Consider the following 14,341-nt stretch of genomic DNA (forward strand, 5'->3'; position numbering starts at 1 on the left):
GATGCCGCCATCGGAATGGGAGGACGTCGCCGAGTTCGTCCGCGCGGTTGTCACGGAAGCACAGGCGCACTACGCCGGAAGGTACGACACCAAGGACATCCGGACGCGGCGCGAGGCGTTGTGCCGTCCCGTGGGCGGTGGCAGTCTTGGACCATGAGACTGGACGAGGTCTCGCCCGCCACAGCGACGGCAGCTCTGACCAGCCGTTGCTCGTCACCCCGGCCATTCGCCCCTCCGCGCGCGAGCAGCTGGCGACCCTCGAACGCCTGGGCCTCAGCGCCCAGGACGGCGTCACCGAGGCCGACCTGCTCGCCGACCGTGAGGTCGCGCAGGCCATCCGCCGGCATCCCTACCTCGCGCTCCTGCACTGCCTGGCCCGCGACGCCGACGGGGAGCTGACCCACCACCCGCACGTCACCACCGTCGACCTCGAGCACGTCGTCGGCCCGGACTCCTACCCCGACCTGGTGCGCAAGCTGGCCGCCGCCGGGTCGACGGGCGAGCTCGGGGAGGTGCACGGCGGCGTGGACCGCGAGCGCAACCGCTGGGTCGTCCGCTTCCGGGTCGGCCAGATCACCCGCGAGCTGCACCCGCGCCTGGACCACGACTACGCCGACATGGCCGTCCTGCCGTGGATCTTCGACGCGGTGTGCCTGCCCGGCCAGGCCAGTGCCTTCGTCCGGCACGGCCAGCGCATCACCGTCGCCTACGTCCCCCGGTGGCACGTCGACGAGCTGCAGCGCGTCCTCGACCGCTGGGCCTTCACGGCCTGAGCACCGGCCGCAGCTCGGCGTCGCCCCGCACCTGCCACGCGACCGGGTGCCGGAAGGTCGCCGGGAGGCCGTCCGGCCGGTAGACCTCCAGCACGTCCCCGTCGACGACGGCCCTGGTCCCCTCGGGCATGGGCCGGGTGCCGATCGCGGGGTGCACGAGCTCCGCACCGGCGGGCCCGACCTCGACCACCGCCGCGGGCGGGAGCTCGCCCTCCGCGGCACGGGCCGGGCCGAGGGGCAGCGTCTCGCCGACCGCGGGGTCCAGCTCGAGCCGGACCCCCGACGGGTCGACCGTGAGCCGTCGCGGCAGCGTCAGGCAGCCCGCCTGGTCCTTGCCGCCGGGCTGCTGGCCGTCCTCGCGGACCCATCCCATGAGCCACCACCCCTCGCCGCCGTCGTCCGCGATCTGCGGTGCGTAGAACGCGTCACCGCGGTCCAGCACCCCCACGTCCTCGACCTCGAGCCGTGGACGCCCGCCGTCGTCGACGAGCCGGCCCGCGCAGGCGACCACGTCGCCGAGCACGCCGTCGTCGTGCAGCGAGAGCAGGAGGGCGGCACGCTCACCCTCGACCGCGAGCTGCGGGCACTCCCACACGTCGGCCGGGCCGGCTCCCGGCGACGGCAGGTCCGCGCCGCGCAGCCAGACGCCGAGGTAGTCCCACGCCTCGATGTCGTCGCAGGAGTAGAGCAGCACCGCGGGCGTCCCGTCGTCGAGGCCGGCGCCCACGAGGGCGAACCGATGACCCTCGTGCGTGAGCACGAAGGGGTCGCGCATGACCGCGACCCCGTCGGCCTCCGGCTGGCGGGCGACCACACGGGTGGCGACCACTCGTCGAGGTCGGCACCGGACCCCCAGCGCAGGCAGACCGTGCTGGTCAAGCCCGGCCCGGCCAGCCCGGAGTAGACGACGGCCGGGCGCGACAACCCGGGCACGAAGACCCCGGACCAGCAGCCGGAGCTGTCCGGACCTCCCGGCGTGGGGGTGAAGGCGACCGGGTGCTCTCGCCAGGTCACGAGGTCGGCGCTGCTGCAGTGGCCCCACGCGATGGCGTCGTGCCGGGGCGCGTCCGGGTTGTGCTGGAAGAAGGCGTGCCAGCGCCCCTCGTGCCGGACCATGCCGTTGGGGTCGTTGAGCCAGCCCTGCGCCGGGCGCAGGTGGAAGGTCGTCGTCGCACCCGGCCCAGCTTCGGGTACGAGCGGTGTGGAGCCAGGCGTGGAGTGAACTGCGTGGCCGGGGGTCGCGGGGGGCATACCGATGATTGTGACGGGTAGGGCAGGCTGGGCGGATGAACTCACCCTTCGACCTGTCCCTGGAGCAGATGCGCACCCACCGCAGCGCCAAGTGGAGCCGGGTCCCGGACGACGTGCTCCCCGCCTGGACGGCGGAGATGGACGTCAGCACCGCCCCCGCCATCGCGCAGGCGCTGCAGACGGCGATCGAGCGCTCCGACTTCGGGTATGCCGGTGAGCCCTCTGCCGTGATCGACGCCTTTGCCGGCTTCGCCCGCGACACCTGGGGCTGGGACCCGCAGAGCACGCCGGGCCGCACCAGGCTCTTCGCCGACGTCGGCCAGGGGGCCAAGGAGACGCTGCGCGCGCTCACCTCACCCGGCGACCGGGTCGTCCTCAACCCCCCGGTCTACCTCTCCTTCTACCCCTGGCTGCGCGACCTGCGCCTGGAGCCGCTCGAGGTGCCGATGCTCGACGTCGCCTCCGGCGGCCGCCTCGACCTGGACGGCATGCGCGCGGCGCTCGCCGACGGGGCGAAGGTGGTCCTGCTGTGCACCCCGCACAACCCGCTCGGCTACGTCTACTCGCGCGAGGAGCTGGCCGCGCTGGCCGAGATGGCCGCCGAGCACGACGCCGTGGTGATCTCGGACGAGATCCACGCCCCGCTCGTGCACCCCGGCAGCCCGCGGCCCTTCGTGCCCTTCCTCACCGTGAGCGAGGCGGCCCGCGAGGTCGGCATCGCCCTGCACTCGCCCTCCAAGGCGTGGAATACCGCGGGCCTCAAGCTCGCCCTGGGCCTCACGGCGGTGGAGGGACGCTGGCCGCAGGCGCAGGCGGAGACCGACTGGGCGCCGAGCATCCTCGGGCAGTATGCCGCGATCGCCGCCTACACCGAGGGCCGCGAGTGGCTCGCCGGCACGGTGGCCGAGCTGCAGGCGCGCACCCAGGAGCTGCCCGCGCTGCTCCAGGAGCACCTGCCGCAGGTGCGCTTCCACCCGGGGCACGCGTCCTACCTCGCCTGGCTGGACTGCCGGGACCTCGGCCTCGGCGACGACCCGTCGCAGGCCTTCCTGGAGCGGGGCCGGGTGCTGCTGTCGCCGGGGCCGGCGTTCGGGGCCACCGGCGAGGGCTTCGCCCGGCTCAACATCGGCACGAGCGCCGAGCTCATGGGCGAGGCGGTCCGCCGGATGGCGGAGGCCCTGCAGTGACGTGCTGACGACACGCCGGAGGAGAGCGGCTCAGGCGTTCACGTGTGCGGCTGAGCCGGTCGCGGTCGGCGTGTCGCCGGAACGCGCGACCTCCTGGCTCACGGCTCGCGCGGCGGCGTGACCTTGGAGCGTCCGTAGGTGAGGGGCTCGCGGGGAGGCCGGGCCAGCAGGTCGGCGGTGAAGAGCCGGCGGGAGAGCAGGATGAGGGCGCCGGCGAGCGCGAAGCAGCCCGCGGCCACAGCCCAGGTCACGGGGAAGCCGGCGGCTCCCGAGAGCCCGCCGAGGACCGCCGGGCCCAGCGCCCCGCCCGCGAAGGCGCCCGCCTGGATCGCAGCCGACGCCTGGGCCGGGTTGTCGCGCCCGAGCCGGGCGACGGCATACAGCAGCAGACCGGGCCAGGACCACCCGATGCTGAAGGCGAGCAGCCCGAAGACCCACACCGCCCAGGGCGCGTCGATCATCAGGCCCAGGCACCCGAGAGCGCCGACCCACATCTGGGTGGCGACGACAGGCAGGTTCGCCCCGTGCCGGTGGTCGGCGCGCCACCCGGAGAAGACCCGGATCGCGATCGAGCCACCCGAGCCGACCGCCATGAGCACACCGGTCTGGGAGGGTGTCAGCCCGACCTCGAAGCCCCAGGAGGCCGCGAAGGCGCCCACGTAGTTGGCGGCCGCGCTGGCCAGCGTGATCGCCAGGGCGGCGAGCACGAGCGGCAGGGTCGGCGGGGACTCGAGCAGGTCGGCAGCGGACGCAGCGGGTCTTCGCGGTCCGCGACGCCGGCCACGCAGCAGCAGCCCGACCGCCCCGAGCATGACGACGACCCCGAGGCAGCAGGTCACGACGAAGGTCGAGCGCCACCCCCACAGCGCCCCGGTCGTCGGGACCGCGAGCCCGCCCAGCATGATCGCCAGCGGCACGGCGGACTGCTTGACGCCGAAGCCGAGCCCGCGCCGACCGGGCGGGAGGGTGCGCGCCATCAACGAGTTCGCGGTGGCCTGGCAGGCGGCGTTGCCGAGGCCGAGCACCACCATGACCGCCATGAGCGACCACCACCCGGAGACGAGCAGGCTCATGGCGAGGCCACCGGCGGTCACGACACCTCCGGCCAGGAGCAGCAGCAGGCCGCGGCTCATCCGGTCGACCAACGTCGAGGTGGACAGCGTGGCCACCGCCGCCGTGGCGAAGAACAGGCTGACCGCGACACCGAAGGCTCCGAGCCCGAAGCCGAGGTCGTCGCGGATCGCCACCGCCTGAGCCCCCAGCAGGAACGGCGGCAGGGCGCCCAGCGTGGTGACGGCGGAGGCGACCGCCATCACCAGGGCGGACCGGCCACGGCGGGGGGCAGGGGACATGCGGTGCCGCGTCCTCCTCCCGTGATCGGACCTGCCGCCGGCCGTTACAGCACGAGCCCCAGGGCGAAGGGACCGATGAGGACGGTGAAGAGGGTGATGAGCACCACCCCGACGACGTTCAGGACGATTCCACCACGGGCCATCTCCTGAATCTTCACCGCCCCGGTGCCGAAGACGATCGCGTTGGGCGGGGTGCCGACCGGCAGCATGAAGGCGCAGGTCGCCGCCAGGGCGGCCGGGATGAGCAGCGTCATCGGGTCGACACCGATGCCGACGGCGACACCGCCCAGGACCGGGATGAAGGTCGCCGCGGTCGCGGTGTTGCTCGTGACCTCGGTGAGGAAGAGCACGATCGTCACGACAGCGGCGAGCAGCAGCACGATCGGCAGCGAGCCCAGCCCGGTGACCTGCTGGCCGAACCACTCGTCCAGGCCGGTGCCGGCGACCGCGGCGGCCAGGCTGAGGCCACCACCGAAGAGCAGCAGCACGCCCCAGGGCAGGCCCTCCTCCGCGTCGTCCCACTCCAGCGTCATCCGGCCCTCGCGGTCGCCGGGGATGAGGAAGAGCACGATGCCCGCGCCGATGGCGATGGCGGTGTCGTCCAGCTCCCCGAGCCAGGGCAGCGCCTCGCCGAGGGCGGGGATGTTGGACAGCAGGCCCGGGACGATCCACAGGAAGGCGGCGCCGCAGAAGACCGCGAGCACGACCTTTTCCCCCTGGCTCGTCGGGCCCAGCTCATCGACCTCGGTGTCGATGAGCTGGCGGCCGCCGGGGATCTCCTCGAGCGTGAAGCGGAACATCAGCCGCGTGATGAGCAGCCAGGCGATCCCGATGAAGACGACGACGATCGGCACGCCCAGCACCATCCAGGCGAGGAAGCCCACGTCCTGGCCGACCTCGTCGGCGAGATATCCGGCGACGATGGCGTTGGGCGGGCTGCCGAGCAGCGTGCCGAGCCCGCCGATCGAGGCGGCCCACGCGATGGACAGCACCAGGCGACGCCGAAGATGCGGACGTCCGGGTCGTCGACGACGTCGCTCACCGCCCGCCCGCTGGAGACCTCCTCGGCCACGTCGCCGTCGGCGGCGGCCACGCCACGCTGGCTGTTCTCCACGACGAGCGCCAGCACCGAGATCGCGATGGGCAGCATCATCAGCGTGGTGGCCGTGTTGGAGACCCACATCGACAGGAAGGCCGTCGAGATCATCATCCCGAGGATGATCCGGCGCGGGTGGGTGCCGACGCGGCGCAGCGTGAGCAGCGCGATCCGGCGGTGCAGGTTCCACTTCTGCATGGCGATGGCGATGAGGAAGCCGCCGAGGAAGAGGAAGACGATCGAGTTGGCGTAGGGCGCCGTCGCGTCGGAGACGCCCAATCCGGTGAGCGGCGGGATGAGCACGATCGGCAGCAGCGAGGTCGCCGCGAGGGGGATCGCCTCGGTCATCCACCAGACGGCCATGAGCACCGCGATGGCAGCGACGAAGCGGGCGTCGCCGGACATCTCGGCGCCACCCAGGAGGAGGTAGACCACGACGGCCAGCGCCAGCCCACCCAGCCGGAAGGCCCAAGTGCGACCGGCGGCGCGTGGTGGCTCCCGGTCGCTGGGCTCGTCGTCGAACTCGCCCTGCTCGCGCACGACCTCGCCGCTCATGTCGCAACCCCTCCACTCCGGTGTGTGATCGGGTCAACCTAACGCAAGGACAACCTGCGCGGGCGCATACCCTGGCTCCATGACCCGACCGCACCTGTGGATCCGCGCCGAGGCCCGCCCCGGCGAGCAGCGCGTGCCGATCGTCCCCGCCGACGCGCAGCGCCTCGTCGCCGACGGCTATGTCGTCACCGTCGAGGAGTCACCGAGCCGCGTCGTCGACCTCGAGGACTACGTCGCGGCCGGGTGCTCGGTCGCGCCCTACGGCTCGTGGACCGACGCCCCCGAGGGCGCCGTCGTCGTCGGGATCAAGGAGCTGCCGCAGGACCCGCCCGACCTGGCGCACACGCACGTCTTCTTCGCCCACGCCTACAAGGGGCAGGAGGGCGCGGACGTCACGCTCGAGCGATTCCGCCGCGGTGGTGGCGAGCTGCTGGACGTGGAGTACCTCACGCTCGATGGCAAGCGGGTCGTCGCGTTCGGTTTCTGGGCGGGGTATGTCGGTGCCGCGCTCGCCGTGCTCCGGCACCGCGGCCTGCTGACCGGCGGGGTCGCACCGATGGGCCGCGAGGAGCTGGACGGCCAGCTGCGCGAGAGCGCGGCCGGTCACGAGCCGGAGCGCGCCCTGGTCATCGGCTCCCGCGGGCGTTCCGGCCGCGGCGCGGTCGAGTCGCTGGAGCTGGCCGGCTGCGCGGTCACCCGCTGGGACCGGGCCGACACCGTCGAGCTGGACAAGGCAGCGCTGCTGGACCACGACATCCTCGTGAACTGCGTCGTGAGCAGCACCCCGCGCGAGCCCTTCGTCGGCGGCGAGGACGTGGCGGCCACCCGTCGCCTGCGCACGATCGGTGACGTGACCTGCGACGTCACCTCCGACAACAACCTGCTCCCCGTCAACACCGCGGTCACCACGTGGGCCGAGCCGGTGCGTCAGGTCGGCACCGCCGACGCCCCGCTCGACGTCATCGCCATCGACAACCTCCCGTCGCTGCTGCCGCTGGAGTCCTCGATCAGCTTCTCCGCCGAGTTGACGCCGTTGCTGGAGGATCTCGCCGAGCGGCGTGGCCCGTGGGCGGCGAGCCTGGAGTGGTTCCGCCGGCACGTGCCCCTGGGCTGACTCGAACATCGTGGGCCTGTGTTCAGTGATATGAGCGCGAGGGCGTCCGGAAGGGGACCACGAGTCTACTCACCGTGGATGAGCGGACAGTGGCAAGATGCTCACCTCACGTGTGATGCAGGCGTGACGCTCAACAACCACCATGTCCTGTCCAACAACATCGCTAGAGCCTTGCATCAGAGACAGTTCGTCGCTAGAGGTCCCGTCGATGAGCGCAGGCACCTCTGCATTCGGGCAAGGGGGAACGCAAATGCAACGTACGACGGCAGCGGAACCTGCCACCTCTACGGGTAGCCTTGCCGCGCTCGCGGTAGCCGCCCTCCTCGCCGGTGCGCTGGCCCCTGCGCTCGGGGTGGCGCTGGGCGTGATCGGTCTCCTCATCGTCTCGGTGCAGACCGTGACCGGCTCGGCCCTTCGCCCACGGCTGCTCGTCCTCTTCGGCCTACTCGTCGTCGTCTTCCTGGTGCCGATCCTGGTATTCGGCCGCTGGGGCATGTTGCCGCTCTGGTAGAGACCCGACCCACCGGCGCTCAGCGCTTCCGGGTCCAGCGCCAGCCGCGGGGCGGTTTGGTGCCGTCGTCGGGCGGCATCGTGCGCACCGAGACGTCACCGAGCAGGCTCGTGGCGTTGATGCGGACGCAGGCACCCGTGTCGGCCGAGGACTGGGCCTGGGGGTCGACGTCGTGCCGCAGGTCGCCGAGAAGGTTGAAGCCCGACAGCTCGACCCGGGTGCCGGGGGGCACCGCGATCCGGATGTCGCCCATCCCGGTGAAGGAGGAGATCTCCAGCGTCTCGCCGGGCCGGACCACCTCGCGCAGGTCGAGCTTGACATCGCCGACCAGCAGCATCGTCGTCGTCCGCTCCGCCGCGTCCCACGCGCCGGTCCGCACGACGTCGCCCATGAGGGTCCCCAGGGTCTGGGTCGGCGCCCGCATGGGCACCGGCGCGTCCCGGTCCGCAGCGGCGGCGGGGTGGTTGCCGCGCCACTGCGCCGGCAGCTCCTCGCGAGGTGCGGGGCGCTGCCCCGGGACCGGTATGTCGGGCCGCCAGTCGGGCGGCACGTCCGAGGGTCCCTGGGCGGAGGGGTCGGGCGCGGCGGGATCGGGCATACCGTCACCCTAGCCAGGCCGCGTGACCGCCGGACATGACAGCCGTCACCAGATCCGACGCTCGGTCGGACCGGAGCCAACCACTCACGACGCCCGGTCCGCATGGGGTCGGGGGCGGCTCAGCGGAAGGCGCTGGTGCCGGTCACCGAGCGGCCCACGAGCAGCGACTGCACGGTGCGGCTCCCCTCGTAGGTGTAGGTCGCCTCGAGGTCGGCGAAGTGCCGGGCGACGTGGTGGTCCAGCAGAATCCCGTTGCCCCCGAGCATGTCGCGGGCGATGCCGACGACCTCCCGCGCCGCCGTGGTCGTGTGCAGCTTGGCCATCGCCGCGTGCTCGATCGTGCAGCGTCCCTCGTCCTCGAGCTGGCTCATCCGCGTGCAGGTGAGCTGCATCGTGGTGATGAGCGTGACCATGCGGGCGAGGTCGTCCTGGATGAGCTGGTTCTTGGCGAGCGGGCGGCCGAACTGCTCGCGGCGCAGGGCATAGGTCAGCGCGCCCTCGTAGGCCGCGACCGCGTGGCCGATGGCCTCCCAGGCCACCGCCTGCCGCGAGCGGGCCAGCACCCGGTTGGTGTCGGCGAAGGTGCGCGCCTGCGCGAGCCGGTTGTCGGCCGGGATCCTCACCCCGTCGAGGCGGATGTGCGCCTGCCACACGCCGCGGTTGCTGATCTTGCCCCGGATGACCTGGGCGTCCCAGCCGTTGAGCTGCTGCGGGGACTCGACGACGAAGCCACCCACGTCGCCGTCGTCGTCGCGCGCCCAGACCACGACGAGGTCGGCCACCGACCCGTTGCCGATCCACCGCTTCGCGCCGTCGAGCACCCAGTGGTCGCCGTCGCGGTGGGCGCGGGTCTCCATGCTCACCACGTCGGAACCGTGCGTGGGCTCGGTGAGCGCCACCGCGCCGACCGTCTCCACCCGGGCCATCCCCGGCAGCCATCGCTCCCGTTGCTCCTCGCTGCCCAGCAGGTGCACCGAGGTCATCGCCAACCCCGAGTGGACCGCGTTGAAGGTCGCGATCGAGCCGTCCCCCCGGGCCAGCTCGGCGCACATCATGCCGTCGGCGAGGGTGGAGACCCCGGCGCAGCCGTAGCCCTCGATCGAGGCACCGGCGACCCGGGTCGCGGCATACCCCGGCACCATCTCGACGGGGTATCGCGCCGCCTCCCACCACTCCTGCGCGGCCGGGACGACCTCGTCGTCGCACCAGGCGCGCACGCCGTCCCGCAGCTCGCGCTCGGCGTCGGTGAGCAGGTCGTCCAGGTGCATGAAGTCCGTGCCCAGGGACCGACCGAGGTCGGCGCCGTCCGGCACCGCGCGGTCGGACTCGGGCATCGGCTGCGGCTCGTCGCTCATCCTTCGAGGGTAGGCGCCGCCTCCCCCGGTCGCGCCCTCAGCCCACCGGGTGACCGTCAGTCATCCCCGGCTCCCGCCCGGGCTCGATGAACCACTCGTCCCCGAAGGCCGCGGCGAACTGCTCGTCCGGCATACCCAGCATCCAGCCGACGTCCTCCTGGCTGGCGTGCGCGGACAGCGCCGCCCGCTTGGCCGCGAGCACCGGCCGGGCGTCGACGTGCCAGTGGATCTCCGCCTCGGGGGTGCCGACCGGGTTGCCGTCGTCGGCGGGGGCGTCCGGATCCCAGTCCGCGTCCTCGGGCGCCATCCCGGCCGCCGTGGCCGCCTCGAACATGCGCCGCAGGTGGTCGCGGTTCATCGTCGCCTCGAGCAGCCGTGGGCGCCGCGCCGCCAGCTCCGCCACCCGGTGCACGACGGCGTGGACCTTGACGTGGTCGGGGTGGCCGTAGCCACCGTGCCAGTCGTAGCCGACGACCACGTCGGCGTCCTCCTCGTCCAGGACCCGCGCCAGCCGCGCCGCGGCCTCGTCGGTGCTGCAGGCGTGGAAGGACTGCTCGTGGCTGTTCTGCTCCCACCCGGTCATGCCGGAGTCGGCGTAGCCGAGCCACACGACCCGCGCGGTGCCGAGCGCGACGGCCGACGCCTGGGCCTCGGCGCGACGCCGGTCCACCACCGTCTCCCCCTCCCGCAGGTCCGCGGGAACGGTGCCGTGGTCGCCGTTGGTGGCGTAGACGCACACCACCCGGTGCCCGGCGTCGGCGGCCAGCCGCATCGTGGCCGAGGTCTGGCTCGCCTCGTCGTCGGGGTGGGCGTGCAGGAAGACGATGGTGCTCACGGCGCCAACCTAGGGCCAGGCAGCGACATTCACACAACCTCCACATCTGCCCAGCACCCTCTCCACCAGCGCAGACCTAGGCTCGAACCCATGACCGAGACGACGCGCACCGTGCTGGTGGTCGAGGACGACCTCACGATCAACCAGGCGCTGGCCGACCGCTTCACCGCCGAGGGTTTCGCGGTCGCGCGGGCGGTCGACGGGCCGACCGCCCTGACCGAGGCGGCCCGGCACACCCCGGACGTGGTCGTGCTGGACCTCATGCTGCCCGGCCTGGACGGCCTGGAGGTCTGCCGTCGGCTGCAGACCGAGCGCCCGGTCCCGGTCCTCATGCTCACCGCGAAGACCGACGAGACCGACATCCTCGTCGGCCTCGCCGCCGGCGCCGACGACTACGTCACCAAGCCGTTCCGGATGCGGGAGGTCGTCGCCCGGGTGCAGGCGCTGCTCCGGCGCGTCGAGCGGGCCACCGAGCTCGCCGACACCCGCCTGCCGGTGCAGACCGTCGGCGACCTGGAGATCGACGCCTCCGCGCGCCGGGTGCGGGTGGCCGGCGAGCAGATCCACCTGACGCCGCTGGAGTTCGACCTGCTCGGTGCGCTCGCGGAGCGGCCGGGCAGCGTGCGCGGCCGGGAGGACCTGATGACGCAGGTGTGGGGCTGGTCGGACGCGCACGGCACCCGCACCCTCGACAGCCACGTCAAGGCCCTGCGCGCCAAGATCGGCAGCGCCCGGGTCCGCACCGTGCACGGCGTGGGGTATGCCCTGGAGAGCGGCCGGTGAGCCGGGCACCCGAGCGCCCGCTCGACGGCGTCGGCTCGATCACGGTCAAGATCGGCGTGCTCGTCACGCTGAGCATCCTGGCCGCCGTCGTCGTCTCCGAGGTCGGTGACCGCGCGGGGGTCTCGGCCTGGCTGACGATCCCGGTGTCCGTCGCGGCAGCGCTCTTCGTCACCCAGTGGCTGGCCCGGGGCATGACCTCGCCGCTGCGGCAGATGACCGTGGCCGCCGGGCGGATGGCCGGTGGGGACTACTCGACCCGGGTCACCGCGAGCGCCAGCGACGAGGTGGGCCAGCTCGGCACCGCCTTCAACACGATGTCGGCCGAGCTGGACGGCGCCGACCGGCAGCGGCGCGAGCTGCTCGCCACGGTCTCGCACGAGCTGCGGACGCCGCTGGCGGCGCAGCGGGCGCTGCTGGAGAACCTCGTCGACGGCGTCGTCACCCCGGACGACCGGGCGCTGCAGACCGCGCTGGACCAGTCGGAGCGGCTGAGCGCGCTGGTGCAGGACCTGCTCGACCTCAGCCGGGTGGATGCCGGCGTCGCGACGCTGGACGTCGAGCCGGTGCAGGTCGCCGACCTCCTGGCGCGCTGCGCCGACGAGGCAAGGGCCACGGTCGCCGCGCGCGGCCACGCGGTGTCCGTCGAGGTCGACGTCCCCGAGGACCTGGAGGTCCGGGCCGACCGGGCCCGGCTGGCCCAGGTGGTCACCAACCTGCTCGACAACGCCGTCCGGCACAGCCCCGCAGGCGGGACGGTCCGCGTGGTGGCCGACGTCACCGGCACCGGCTGGTCGCTCGAGGTCCACGACGAGGGGCCGGGCTTCCCGCCCGGCCGTAGCGAGGAGATGTTCGCCCGGTTCGGCGTCGGCGACGACGCCGGCGGCGGCACCGGCCTCGGGCTCTCCATCGTCCGCTGGGTGTGCGAGCTGCACGGCGGCACGGTCCGGGCGCTCGAGGCGGAGCCGCGCCAGAGGGCGACCGGAGCCGTCGTGCGGGTCGAGCTGCCGCTCACGCCCCCGGCATACCGACGTGGACAGCGGGACGTGGGACCCCCTCCCCAGGAAGCGATGTCCAGAACCACAGCTCAGACGACCGACGACCGCGAGGAGAGCCCGATGGCCACCCATGACAGCCCGCCGCTCCCGGCGCAGCGCACCGCCGACGACGCCGCTGACCGGCCTGCCGACGTGCCCGCGTCACCAGTCTCGGGCACCCCCATCCCGGTGCCGACCCCGTCGGTCTTCGACACCCTCTTCGGCCGGCTCTGGCCGGAGCCGACACCCCTGCGGACCGCGCCCGTCGCGCTGTGGGCCTCGGTGGGGATCGGGGCGCTCGCCGCCGTGCTCCTGCCCTACCGCGGCATCGGGATCGCGTATGCCCTCGTCCTGCTCGCCGCGGGCGCCCTCGTCCTGCGGCTCTCGCCGCGGCGGCGCGACCCGTGGACCCTCGCCTCTGCCGCGCTCTGCGTCGGCCTCGCCAGCCTGCTCGTGCTCCGGGCCGCCGAGTGGCTCGCGGTCCTGGCGCTGCTCACCGCGGCGCTGCTGGTCACGACCGCGCTGACCGGCGCCCGCGGCATGCCCGCGATGGTCGCCAGCGCCGCGGCGTGGGTGCTCAGCGGGCTGCGCGGGCTGCCGCTCCTGGGCCGCACGATCACGGCGACGTCCCGGCACACCCTGCTCTGGCCGGTCGTGCGCACGGCCGCGATCTCGCTCGTCGCGCTCGTGGTCTTCGGCGGGCTCTTCGCCTCCGGCGACGCGGTGGTCGGGGCCTGGGTGGGCGACCTGCTCCCGGAGGTCGACATCGCCGAGTCCCTCGTGCTCCGTAGCTTCACGTGGTTCGTCGTCGGCGGGATCGTGCTGGCGGCGTGCTACCTCGCGCTCAACCCGCCGAGGGTCGACCTGGTCGAGCTGCCGGCAGGGCGCCAGGTCACCCGCGCGTGGGAGTGGGTCGTGCCGGTCGGCGTGGTGATCGCGACCTTCGTCGTCTTCCTGCTCGCGCAGGGTGCCGCGATGTTCGGCGGGCACGACTTCGTGCAGCGCACCACCGGCATGACGTATGCCGAGTCCGTCCACCAGGGCTTCGGCCAGCTGACGCTCGCGACCGCGCTGACGCTGGTGACGGTCGCGATCGTCGGCCGCCGGGCCTCGCGGGAGACCGCGCGCGACCGGGTGCTGCTGCGCAGCGTGCTCGGCGTCCTCTGCGGCCTCACGCTCGTCGTGGTCGGCTCGGCGCTCTACCGGATGCACGTCTATCAGGAGGCCTACGGCTTCACCGTGCTGCGCGTGCTCGTCGACGCCTTCGAGCTGTGGCTCGGGCTGCTGGTCGTGCTGGTCATGGTGGCGGGCTGGCGGCTGCGCGGCGCCTGGCTGCCGCGGGCGGCGCTGGTGTCGGGGGCGGCGTTCCTGCTCGTCATCGGTCTGGCGAACCCCGAGGCCTGGGTCGCGCAGCGCAACATCGACCGGTATGCCGAATCCGGTCGCCTCGACCTGACCTACCTGCAGACCCTCGGGGCCGACGCGGTGCCGACGATCCGCGAGGGCCTGGGGGACGAGCAGGTCGTCGGCCGGACGGTGGCTGACGACGACGGCGTGATGCTGGCCGACTGCGCCGTCGGCTGGCGCCCGGACGACGAGCTGACCGAGGACGCGCTGAGCTGGAACCTCGGCCGGGCCAGGGCCGAGGCGGCCGGCGCGGTGAGCCTAACCACCATCGACGGGACCGGCTACCCGACATACGCTCTCGGCACGTGCCCCGTGGAGCTCCCGGGCCGCTGACGCGGCCGAACGACGGTGAGGCCCCGCACTCGTGGCGCCTTCGTGTTCCTATGGCCGGCTGCATCTGGGCACGAGAACACCAAGGCGCCACGAGTCGGCGATGGGCGGCGACGCGTTGGAGCCGCGGCTGATGATCATGTCCCTGGCCCGGTCGACG

The 14,341-nt window shown here is 73.3% G+C and carries 12 protein-coding genes and 2 pseudogenes; 6 read left to right on the forward strand and 8 right to left on the reverse strand.

Features of this window, described 5'->3' with window-relative positions; translation table 11 throughout:
- Positions 1-206: 206 nt before the first annotated feature.
- Positions 207-773 (forward strand): hypothetical protein, encoded by a 567-nt coding sequence (locus BJF86_RS05945; RefSeq protein ID WP_075817418.1) that lies wholly within the window; start codon positions 207-209, stop codon positions 771-773.
- On the opposite strand, the gene BJF86_RS05950 is transcribed toward BJF86_RS05945, so the two are convergent.
- Complete coding sequence (locus tag BJF86_RS05950) at positions 763-1,602, reverse strand: glycoside hydrolase family 32 protein (RefSeq protein ID WP_075817420.1); 840 nt, start codon at positions 1,600-1,602, stop codon at positions 763-765. The genes BJF86_RS05945 and BJF86_RS05950 overlap by 11 nt on opposite strands.
- 77 nt (positions 1,603-1,679) lie before the next feature.
- A pseudogene (locus BJF86_RS19305) lies at positions 1,680-2,024 on the reverse strand (hypothetical protein); the annotation flags it as partial.
- A gap of 35 nt (positions 2,025-2,059) precedes the next feature.
- Between BJF86_RS19305 and BJF86_RS05960 the strand changes: the two are divergent.
- Positions 2,060-3,211: a MalY/PatB family protein gene (locus tag BJF86_RS05960; protein WP_075817422.1), complete on the forward strand. Its 1,152-nt coding sequence runs from the start codon at positions 2,060-2,062 to the stop codon at positions 3,209-3,211.
- 98 nt (positions 3,212-3,309) lie between these two features.
- On the opposite strand, the gene BJF86_RS05965 is transcribed toward BJF86_RS05960, so the two are convergent.
- The 3 genes and pseudogenes from BJF86_RS05965 to BJF86_RS19315 form a co-directional block, all read right to left on the reverse strand.
- Positions 3,310-4,563, reverse strand: a complete 1,254-nt coding sequence (locus BJF86_RS05965) for an MFS transporter (RefSeq protein ID WP_083652757.1) — start codon at positions 4,561-4,563, stop codon at positions 3,310-3,312.
- 44 nt (positions 4,564-4,607) lie between these two features.
- Entirely contained in the window at positions 4,608-5,555 is a 948-nt protein-coding gene (locus BJF86_RS19310) for an SLC13 family permease (protein ID WP_269087260.1), read from the reverse strand.
- Positions 5,556-5,728: 173 nt separating this feature from the next.
- A pseudogene (locus tag BJF86_RS19315) lies at positions 5,729-6,214 on the reverse strand (SLC13 family permease); the annotation flags it as partial.
- A gap of 79 nt (positions 6,215-6,293) precedes the next feature.
- Here BJF86_RS19315 and BJF86_RS05975 point away from each other — a divergent pair.
- Both BJF86_RS05975 and BJF86_RS17385 read left to right on the forward strand, forming a co-directional pair.
- Positions 6,294-7,328 carry a saccharopine dehydrogenase gene (locus tag BJF86_RS05975; RefSeq protein ID WP_075817426.1) on the forward strand — a complete coding sequence of 345 codons (1,035 nt, stop codon included), beginning with the start codon at positions 6,294-6,296 and terminating at the stop codon, positions 7,326-7,328.
- A 208-nt stretch (positions 7,329-7,536) separates the two neighbouring features.
- Positions 7,537-7,839, forward strand: coding sequence for a hypothetical protein (locus BJF86_RS17385; protein WP_143553704.1), 303 nt, complete (start codon positions 7,537-7,539; stop codon positions 7,837-7,839).
- A 19-nt stretch (positions 7,840-7,858) separates the two neighbouring features.
- Here BJF86_RS17385 and BJF86_RS05980 read toward each other — a convergent pair whose 3' ends face one another.
- From BJF86_RS05980 to BJF86_RS05990, 3 genes are all read right to left on the reverse strand, one after another.
- On the reverse strand, positions 7,859-8,437 hold the full coding sequence (locus BJF86_RS05980) for a LiaF domain-containing protein (protein ID WP_075813283.1): 579 nt from the start codon (positions 8,435-8,437) through the stop codon (positions 7,859-7,861).
- Positions 8,438-8,556: 119 nt separating this feature from the next.
- Positions 8,557-9,792 carry an acyl-CoA dehydrogenase family protein gene (locus BJF86_RS05985; protein ID WP_237768105.1) on the reverse strand — a complete coding sequence of 412 codons (1,236 nt, stop codon included), beginning with the start codon at positions 9,790-9,792 and terminating at the stop codon, positions 8,557-8,559.
- 37 nt (positions 9,793-9,829) lie between these two features.
- Positions 9,830-10,627 (reverse strand): PIG-L deacetylase family protein, encoded by a 798-nt coding sequence (locus tag BJF86_RS05990; protein ID WP_075817428.1) that lies wholly within the window; start codon positions 10,625-10,627, stop codon positions 9,830-9,832.
- Positions 10,628-10,717: 90 nt separating this feature from the next.
- On the opposite strand from BJF86_RS05990, the gene BJF86_RS05995 reads away from it, so the two are divergent.
- A complete protein-coding gene (locus BJF86_RS05995) occupies positions 10,718-11,410 on the forward strand; it encodes a response regulator transcription factor (protein WP_075817430.1) in 693 nt (230 codons plus the stop codon).
- The gene (locus tag BJF86_RS06000) at positions 11,407-14,184 is read left to right on the forward strand and encodes a DUF4153 domain-containing protein (RefSeq protein WP_075817433.1); all 2,778 of its coding nucleotides are present in this window, start codon (positions 11,407-11,409) and stop codon (positions 14,182-14,184) included. Before BJF86_RS05995 ends, BJF86_RS06000 begins: the two co-directional genes overlap by 4 nt.
- Positions 14,185-14,341 lie beyond the last annotated feature (157 nt).

Origin of the sequence: Serinicoccus sp. CNJ-927 (assembly GCF_001942435.1) — a bacterium.
Classification (GTDB): Bacteria; Actinomycetota; Actinomycetes; order Actinomycetales; family Dermatophilaceae; genus Ornithinicoccus; species Ornithinicoccus marinus.

What these genes read in the sequence shown, in the direction of transcription:
- BJF86_RS05995 (WP_075817430.1), top strand. Translation starts at nt 10,718, where the DNA reads ATGACCGAGACGACGCGCACCGTGCTGGTGGTCGAGGACGACCTCACG.
- BJF86_RS05980 (WP_075813283.1), bottom strand. Translation starts at nt 8,437, where the DNA reads ATGCCCGATCCCGCCGCGCCCGACCCCTCCGCCCAGGGACCCTCGGAC.
- BJF86_RS05965 (WP_083652757.1), bottom strand. Translation starts at nt 4,563, where the DNA reads ATGTCCCCTGCCCCCCGCCGTGGCCGGTCCGCCCTGGTGATGGCGGTC.
- BJF86_RS17385 (WP_143553704.1), top strand. Translation starts at nt 7,537, where the DNA reads ATGAGCGCAGGCACCTCTGCATTCGGGCAAGGGGGAACGCAAATGCAA.
- BJF86_RS05960 (WP_075817422.1), top strand. Translation starts at nt 2,060, where the DNA reads ATGAACTCACCCTTCGACCTGTCCCTGGAGCAGATGCGCACCCACCGC.
- BJF86_RS05985 (WP_237768105.1), bottom strand. Translation starts at nt 9,792, where the DNA reads ATGAGCGACGAGCCGCAGCCGATGCCCGAGTCCGACCGCGCGGTGCCG.
- BJF86_RS05975 (WP_075817426.1), top strand. Translation starts at nt 6,294, where the DNA reads ATGACCCGACCGCACCTGTGGATCCGCGCCGAGGCCCGCCCCGGCGAG.